We start from the raw sequence: 5,160 nt of genomic DNA, 5'->3' as shown, positions 1-5,160 counted from the left end.
GAAGGTGGCGGGGCATCAGTAGGGTTATTCTGGCGAGCGGCGGCTGCGGTGGCAAAGATGTTTGGGCTGGGGTGGCAAAGGATGTACAACGCGGCTGTAAATCTGCCGAACTGCCTGGAATACTTATGGGCGAAAGATTTGAGGGGTTTGACATTTGAATATCTGTTGAGCTGCGGGGCAACAGATTTGGAGGCCGCTTATGCACAATCCTTTGCCGGAGCACGATGATAAGGCGGGTGTACCACGAAAAGGTGCGGTTTGTTTTACAGCCGTACCTGCATATCCCCCAACCGGCCTGAGCAATAAAACCAGACCAATTGCAAATCCTGTAACTTTGCTATTGAATGAAAGTAACAACTATGGGATTCTGGAAACAAGTAGGAGAATATCTCTATCTCAGAAAGAAAGACCCGAACGAGCCACGCAACTTCAGCATTAAGATGATGCACGGCATCAACAGGCTCTCCCTGCTGATGGCATTGATCGCGCTGATCATTGTGATCATCAAACTGATCAGAAAGGCTTAGCGGTTCAGGAACTCCACAATCTTCTTTGCGGCTTTGGCAGAGGCATGCCCGCCCTGTCCCAGCAAATGTTTGAGGGCTGCATAATCTGATTGCAGCTGTTGTCTGCGGGAAGTGTCATTGAGCAAATCATTCAGTTCCTTCACCAGGTTCTGCGGTGTGAGATCCTGCTGGATCAATTCCTTCACCACCAGTTTATCCATGATGAGATTTACCAGGGAGATATACTTCACTTTGATCAGCCTTTTGGCGATCTGGTAGGAAATATTGCTGCCTTTGTAGCAAACCACTTCAGGAACACCGAAGAGGGCGGTTTCCAGGGTGGCCGTGCCGGAGGTTACCATGGCGGCGCTCGACTGCATGAGTAGCGCGTAAGTCTGGGAACGTACCGATGTTACATTGGGGTAGGGCGCCAGGAGCGGCTCGTAGAAGGCGTCTTCCTGCCCGGGCGCTTTGGCCACCACAAACTGATGGTCGGGAAAGCTGCGGGCAACTTCCAGCATGATGGGGAGTTTTTTCAGGATCTCCTGTTTGCGGCTGCCGGGCAGTACGGCAATGATGGGCTTGGTGGCGTTGGGAATGGCGGGCGGATGATTGCCATTCTGGAAACTTTCCACCACTTCCACCAGCGGATGGCCTACATAATCCACTTCCCAGTTCCATTTATTTTTATAGTAATCTTTTTCGAAGGGCAGGATCACCAGCATTTCATCGATGGTGATTCTCATCTTTTTAACCCTGTTCTCTTTCCAGGCCCATACCTGCGGTGAGATATAGAAAACCACTTTGATGCCCTGTTTGTGGGCCCATTCGGCAATGCGGAGGTTGAAGCCGGGGTAATCGATCAGCACCAGGGTATCTGGCTTGAACTGAAGGATGTCTTCCTTGCAGAAGCGGAGGTTGGCCATGATGGTGCCGAGATTGCTGATCACTTCCACGAAGCCCATGAAAGCCAGTTCGCGATAATGTTTCACCAGTTCACCGCCGGCCTGTTGCATGAGATCGCCACCCCAGCACCGGATGGTAGCGGATGTGTCGAGCTTTGTCAGTTCCTTGATGAGATTGCTGCCATGCAGGTCTCCGGATGCTTCCCCGGCAATGAAATAATATCGCATGCGAACGGAATTGTTTTAGGTTGCAAAGATGCGGGATTCTTTACAACAAAAACTTCAGCAGCAGGGCAATGATGGCGTACACCAGGGTTACGGCGAAAATACCCTTGGCGGTTTTATCGCGGTGCGTATTGATGTAGAGGGTGAACAGTGCAATATTGAGGATGAGGCAGGGTACCACGATGCCGGTGATCACTCTTTTGTTATCCGAAATATAGTGGAAGAAATCACTTACGGAGAACATGGAGAATTTGACAAAGTAATACACTACAAGACTGAGCAGGGGCGCAATAAAGCCCAGTGCCAGCCCAAGGCGAAGGTTATCTTTTTTAAACATCAGGATTGTTTCCACATTTTTTCCAATTTGTCCTTAAGAACGTAATTGGTAAGGTCAAATTGTACCGGAACTACACTAACATAATTATTTTCAAGCGCCCACACATCGGTATCGGTCCCTTTATCCATGTTCTTGAACTCTCCGGTAAGCCAGTAATATTTTTTGCCATGGGGGTCGTTGCGTTCCAGGAAGTCTTCGTCGTACTTGGCATAGGCCTGTCTGCAAACGCGGAACCCTTTAATCAGTTCAGTGGGTACGGCTGGTATGTTCACATTGAGGATCATATGGTGGTCCAGCGGCTTTGCCAGCAGCTGTTCCACGATCATCCTGGCGTACTGGCGGGCGGCGGTGAAATCAGCCTCCACGCTGTAATCCAGCAGGGAGAAACCGATGGAAGGGATGCTTTCGATGGCGGCTTCCACGGCGGCGGACATGGTGCCGGAGTAAATGACGTTGATGGAGTGGTTGGCTCCGTGGTTGATGCCACTGAGGCAGATATCCGGTTTCCGGTGCAGGATCTTGTCCACGGCCAGTTTCACGCAGTCCACCGGGGTGCCGGAGCACTGCCAGGATTCCACCCCTTCAAAGATCTGAACGTGATGTAGGCGGAGGGGATGGCCAATGGTAATGGCATGTCCCATCCCGCTCTGGGGCTTGTCCGGTGCCACTACTACGATCTTTCCGAGGCCTTTGACGGCTTCCACCAGGTTGCGGATGCCGGGAGCTGTAATTCCGTCGTCATTGGTGATCAGTATCACAGGCTGCTCCTGTTCTTGCGTGTTGCTCATGTCAAACAAAAATAAAGGAAAAGGGGAATTCCACAATTTTCCACCACCGGATGGAAAAATCACTGCTTTGACCTACCTTTGCAGCCGATTTTAAAGTTTCACATCCGGGGCTTTGCGCTGTAAAATGAAGATCATATCTTACGCTCTGAGCCTTAGATATTTAAACGCAAAACATGGCAGGTCAATTAAAAGAAGTTCGTAACAGGATCAAATCGGTTCAAAATACGCAGCAGATCACCAAAGCGATGAAAATGGTGAGCGCCGCCAAGCTGAGAAAAGCGCAGGATGCCATCGTTCAGATGCGTCCGTACAGCCGCAAACTCCAGGAAGTGCTGAGCAATATCGTGAGCAGCTCTGAAGGGGATCTCGGTGGAAACCTGGCTGTGGAAAGACCTGTTGAAAAAGTATTGCTGATTGTGATCACCAGCGACCGCGGACTTTGCGGCGCCTACAATGCGAACGTGATCAAAGCTGCCAAAGCCACCATCAACACCAGGTATGCCGCACAGTTTGCCAAAGGCAATGTGCAGATCTGGAGCATCGGCAAAAAAGGCTATGAGCATTTTGCCAAGAACAAATTCAATACAAACGAGACTTTCAAAGATATTTTCCTCCACCTCAATTTCGAGAGCGTTCAGCAGTGCGCACAGGCCGCTGTGAAAGCGTTTGAGAAAGGTGAGTTCGATGTGGTGGAACTGGTGTACAGCGAATTCAAGAATGCGGCTACCCAGAACTTCGTGGTAGAACGCTTCCTCCCCATTCCCAAAGTAGAGAAGAAAGAAGGCGTTAAGAAAAGCGACTTCATCTTTGAACCTGCCAAGGAAGAGCTCATTGCAGAACTGATGCCCAAGATCCTGAACACACAGCTGTTCAAAGCGGTCCTCGATGCACATGCTTCTGAGCATGGAGCACGTATGACGGCCATGGATAAAGCCACTGAGAATGCCAACGAAATGCTGCGCAGCCTCAAGATCAGCTACAACCGTGCGCGTCAGGCAGCCATCACTACCGAGCTCACCGAGATCGTAAGTGGCGCCGCTGCACTGCAGGGATAATTCAGGATATATGTAACGGTTATCTAAATCCGCCAAACTATTGCATGGAAATCGGAAACCTCATACCGCACATCGAATCACTGATCTTTGCCAGTGAAAAGCCTTTGACGTCCCTGGAGATCACCGAGCTGATCAACAATGCGTTCGGTTTTATGGAAGACAAGATCGTGCTGGACCAGGTAGAAGCCTCCCTGGAAGGGATCGTTGAAAAATACAGGTCCGAGTTCTATCCCTTTGAAGTGCGTGTGAGCGGTGGCGGATGGCAGTTCCTGACCAAAAGGGAATATCATAAAACGGTGGCCCAGCTGAACGGCGATAAATTCCTGAAGCGCCTCTCTTCTGCCGCCCTGGAAACCCTGGCCATTGTTGCTTACAAACAACCCGTTACCAAGGCCGAGATCGAGGCCATCCGCGGTGTGAGCAGTGATTACGCCATCCAGAAATTACTCGAAAAAGAACTGGTAGTGATCACCGGCCGTAATGAAGCATTACCCGGTCACCCGCTTGTATATGCCACTTCCAAGAACTTCATGGATTACTTCGGTATCAATTCTGCCGACGACCTGCCGAAGCTGAAGGAAGTATTCGACGACAGTATGGTGAGCGCCTCCGTAGTGAGCATCCTGGAACAGAGCGCTGCAGCAGCCATGGAGAATGGCCAGCCGCTGAACCCTGAGGAAGGCGAAGAAGGTACAGACACCACGGTTACAGAGGATGGCAAAACATTTAAAGTGGATGAAGACGGAGTGCTGATCGAAGAAGTGGAGATCACGGAAACTGAAGAAGACAACGGCCCGGATGCCGGAAATGATACAAACGCAGAAAGTGAGGAAGGATTTGAAGCGGCTGCGGAAGAAATTACTGAAGAAACAGAAGAGACAGAACACGAGTCAGAAGAAACGGAAGAATCAGATGAAGAGAGCGAAGAGGAAGGCGATGATGAAGAGGATGAAGAAAGTGATGAGGAAGACGAGGAAGGTGAAGACGAGGACGGCGAAGATGAAGATGATGAAGACGACGAGGACGAAGATGATGAGAACGAAGAAGACGATGAGGATGGCGATGACGAAGAAGACGAGGACGAGGAAGATGACAAAGAAGAAGAAGATGATGATGATGATGATGATGACGAATCAGATGAAAAAAAGAACCAGTAATTGTCCGCAGGAGCCTGATCCTGCTAAACTATACAAAGCAGCTACCCCGGTAGCTGTTTTTTGTTTTTAGCCTCTTATGGGTGTGCCAGGTCGCGCGCGGGCCCGCGCGGGTTGGCTATTCCGGGGCCACGCGCGCCACCGCCATGGGCCGGGGGCGAACCCAAAAAAAGCACCCGCCGGGGCGCCG

General features: G+C 50.6%; 7 protein-coding genes. 4 read left to right on the top strand and 3 right to left on the bottom strand.

Features of this window, described 5'->3' with window-relative positions; translation table 11 throughout:
• Together ACTHMC_RS12585 and ACTHMC_RS12580 are read left to right on the top strand one after the other, a co-directional pair.
• On the top strand, positions 1-228 hold a 228-nt coding region (locus tag ACTHMC_RS12585; protein WP_440413479.1), incomplete at its 5' end, for a hypothetical protein.
• Positions 229-344: 116 nt separating this feature from the next.
• A complete protein-coding gene (locus ACTHMC_RS12580; RefSeq protein ID WP_440413478.1) occupies positions 345-527 on the top strand; it encodes a DUF6728 family protein in 183 nt (60 codons plus the stop codon).
• Here ACTHMC_RS12580 and lpxB read toward each other — a convergent pair.
• Genes lpxB through surE form a run of 3 tightly spaced genes read right to left on the bottom strand, consistent with a single transcriptional unit; the run spans position 524 to position 2,761 of the window.
• Positions 524-1,639 (bottom strand): lipid-A-disaccharide synthase, encoded by a 1,116-nt coding sequence (lpxB, locus tag ACTHMC_RS12575; RefSeq protein ID WP_440413477.1) that lies wholly within the window; start codon positions 1,637-1,639, stop codon positions 524-526. The genes ACTHMC_RS12580 and lpxB overlap by 4 nt on opposite strands.
• Positions 1,640-1,679: 40 nt before the next feature.
• Positions 1,680-1,973 (bottom strand): hypothetical protein, encoded by a 294-nt coding sequence (locus ACTHMC_RS12570; protein WP_440413476.1) that lies wholly within the window; start codon positions 1,971-1,973, stop codon positions 1,680-1,682.
• Complete coding sequence (gene surE / locus ACTHMC_RS12565; RefSeq protein ID WP_440413475.1) at positions 1,973-2,761, bottom strand: 5'/3'-nucleotidase SurE; 789 nt, start codon at positions 2,759-2,761, stop codon at positions 1,973-1,975. The genes ACTHMC_RS12570 and surE overlap by 1 nt, the downstream gene beginning before the upstream one ends.
• Positions 2,762-2,934: 173 nt before the next feature.
• On the opposite strand from surE, the gene atpG reads away from it, so the two are divergent.
• Positions 2,935-3,816 (top strand): ATP synthase F1 subunit gamma, encoded by an 882-nt coding sequence (atpG, locus tag ACTHMC_RS12560; RefSeq protein WP_440413474.1) that lies wholly within the window; start codon positions 2,935-2,937, stop codon positions 3,814-3,816.
• A 44-nt stretch (positions 3,817-3,860) separates the two neighbouring features.
• A complete protein-coding gene (gene scpB / locus ACTHMC_RS12555; protein WP_440413473.1) occupies positions 3,861-4,973 on the top strand; it encodes an SMC-Scp complex subunit ScpB in 1,113 nt (370 codons plus the stop codon).
• The last annotated feature ends 187 nt before the right edge of the window (positions 4,974-5,160 follow it).

This window comes from Pseudobacter sp., from assembly GCF_051955275.1.
Classification (GTDB): Bacteria; Bacteroidota; Bacteroidia; order Chitinophagales; family Chitinophagaceae; genus Pseudobacter.
This window is presented reverse-complemented; position numbering and strand designations above follow the sequence as displayed.

Excerpts from the sequence above, each read along its gene's own strand:
- scpB (WP_440413473.1), top strand. The coding sequence starts at position 3,861 with ATGGAAATCGGAAACCTCATACCGCACATCGAATCACTGATCTTTGCC.
- ACTHMC_RS12580 (WP_440413478.1), top strand. The coding sequence starts at position 345 with ATGAAAGTAACAACTATGGGATTCTGGAAACAAGTAGGAGAATATCTC.
- atpG (WP_440413474.1), top strand. The coding sequence starts at position 2,935 with ATGGCAGGTCAATTAAAAGAAGTTCGTAACAGGATCAAATCGGTTCAA.
- ACTHMC_RS12570 (WP_440413476.1), bottom strand. The coding sequence starts at position 1,973 with ATGTTTAAAAAAGATAACCTTCGCCTTGGGCTGGCACTGGGCTTTATT.
- lpxB (WP_440413477.1), bottom strand. The coding sequence starts at position 1,639 with ATGCGATATTATTTCATTGCCGGGGAAGCATCCGGAGACCTGCATGGC.
- surE (WP_440413475.1), bottom strand. The coding sequence starts at position 2,761 with ATGAGCAACACGCAAGAACAGGAGCAGCCTGTGATACTGATCACCAAT.